We start from the raw sequence: 2,601 nt of genomic DNA on the forward strand, positions 1-2,601 counted from the left end.
TTTTTATTTTAACCACAGGTTAACCACTATGTTTTCCAACTACCTACTCAGCTTGGCAATATGGATACCCATCGCCGCAGGTGTGCTGGTTTTGGCGACCGGTAAAGACAGCCGTGCGCCGCTGGCGCGTGTGCTTGCCTTCATGGGTGCGCTTGCCGGTTTCTTGGTAACGCTGCCCCTGTTTACCGGTTTCGACCGTTTGAGCGGCGGCTATCAGTTTACCGAGTTCCACGAGTGGATTCCGCTTCTGAAAATCAACTACGCATTGGGCGTGGATGGTATTTCAGTGCTCTTTATCATCTTGAATGCGTTTATTACGCTGTTGGTGGTATTGGCCGGTTGGGAAGTCATTCAGAAACGTCCGGCGCAGTATATGGCGGCATTCCTGATGATGTCGGGTTTGATTAACGGCGCGTTTGCCGCGCAGGATGCGATTCTGTTTTATGTGTTCTTCGAGGGTATGCTGATTCCGCTGTACCTGATTATCGGTGTATGGGGCGGTCCGCGCCGCGTCTATGCGTCGGTCAAGCTGTTCCTCTATACGCTGATGGGTTCGCTTTTGATGCTGGTTGCCATGGTTTACCTGCACTATCAAACAGGCAGCTTCTCTATTGTCGATTTCCAAAACATCAAACAGATTCCGTTGGGCGTACAACAGCTTTTGTTTGTGGCGTTCTTCCTGTCATTTGCTGTAAAAGTGCCGATGTTCCCTGTGCACACTTGGTTGCCGGATGCCCACGTTGAAGCGCCGACCGGCGGTTCGATGGTGTTGGCGGCAATTACGCTGAAACTGGGTGCGTATGGTTTCTTGCGCTTTATCCTGCCGATTATGCCGGATGCGGCACGCTATTTTGCCCCTGTAATCATCGTATTGAGCCTGATTGCCGTGATTTACATCGGTATGGTGGCTTTGGTGCAAACCGATATGAAAAAACTGGTGGCATACTCTTCCATCAGCCATATGGGTTTTGTCACTTTGGGCATGTTCCTGTTTGTGAACGGCCAATTGAATGACTGGGCATTGAAAGGCGCAATCATTCAAATGATTTCCCACGGTTTTGTGTCCGCCGCGATGTTTATGTGTATCGGCGTGATGTACGACCGCCTGCATACCCGCAATATTGCCGATTATGGCGGCGTGGTCAATGTGATGCCTAAGTTTGCGGCGTTTATGATGTTGTTCGGTATGGCCAATGCCGGTCTGCCTGCGACTTCCGGCTTCGTGGGCGAGTTTATGGTGATTATGGGCGCGGTTAAAGTGAATTTCTGGGTAGGTGCGTTGGCTGCCATGACCCTGATTTACGGTGCGTCTTATACCCTGTGGATGTACAAACGCGTTATTTTTGGTGCAATCCACAATCCGCACGTTGCCGAAATGAAAGACATCAATTGCCGTGAATTTGCGATTTTGGCGATTTTGGCGGTTGCTGTTTTGGGCATGGGTCTGTATCCGCAAGCGTTTATCGAAGTGGTGCATCAAGCGGCAAACGATTTGATTGCCCATGTGGCACAAAGCAAGATTTGAGGTGTGTAAATGAACTGGTCTGATTTGAATTTAATGCCCGCCATGCCCGAAATCGTGCTGCTTGCGCTATTGGGTGTCGTATTGCTGGCAGACTTGTGGATTTGCGATAAAAGCCGCTATCTGACCCATCTGATGAGTTTGGGAACGGTCATCATCGTGGCCGTCACCCAATTGGCGGTATGGGAGCAGGGTAGTGTCGATGCCTTTCACGGTATGTATATTGCAGATGGCATGTCCCGTTTGGCAAAACTGGTGCTGTATGCGCTGACGTTTGGTCTGTTTATTTACAGTAAACCGTACAACCAAGACCGCCAAATCTTTAAAGGCGAGTTTTACACCCTGTCATTGTTTGCCCTGTTGGGTATGAGCGTCATGGTCAGCTCGGCACATTTCTTGACTGCGTATATCGGTTTGGAATTGTTGTCTTTGTCGCTGTACGCCATGATTGCCCTGCGCCGCGACTCCGGCCGCTCTGCCGAGGCCGCGCTGAAATACTTCGTATTGGGCGCGTTGGCCTCCGGTTTGCTGCTCTATGGTATTTCTATGGTTTACGGCGCCACCGGTTCCCTTGATTTTGCTTCCGTCTTGGCTTCTGCTTTCAATGAGCAGGCCAATGAATGGTTGTTGAAATTGGGTATGGTATTTATCGTAGTCGCCATTGCATTTAAATTGGGTGCGGTTCCATTCCATATGTGGGTACCCGATGTGTACGATGGTGCGCCGACCTCTGTTACCGCCTTTGTGGGTACGGCTCCGAAAATCGCCGCCGTTGTCTTTGCGTTCCGTATCCTTGTTACCGGTATGGGTACCATACATTCAGACTGGGCGCCGATGTTGGCCATTCTTGCCGTTGCTTCTTTGGTGGTCGGTAACCTTGCCGCCATCATGCAAACCAATATCAAACGTATGCTTGCCTATTCTACCGTATCGCACATGGGCTTTATCCTGTTGGCGTTTATGGCAGGCGCAGTCGGCTTTACTGCAGGTTTGTATTACGCCATTACCTATGCTTTGATGGCGGCAGTCAGCTTCGGTGTTTTGATGGTATTGTCCACCAAAGACATTGAATGTGAAAA

At 50.1% G+C, this 2,601-nt stretch carries 2 protein-coding genes; both read left to right on the forward strand.

Annotated features, from left to right (window positions below; all coding sequences use genetic code 11):
* Positions 1 to 28 precede the first annotated feature (28 nt).
* Entirely contained in the window at positions 29 to 1,525 is a 1,497-nt protein-coding gene (locus ACTHUE_RS15220; protein WP_004519131.1) for an NADH-quinone oxidoreductase subunit M, read from the forward strand.
* A gap of 9 nt (positions 1,526 to 1,534) precedes the next feature.
* A partial coding sequence (locus ACTHUE_RS15225) for an NADH-quinone oxidoreductase subunit N (protein WP_440402917.1) occupies positions 1,535 to 2,601 on the forward strand: 1,067 nt, incomplete at its 3' end.

It is taken from the genome of Neisseria sp. P0021.S005 (assembly GCF_051956955.1).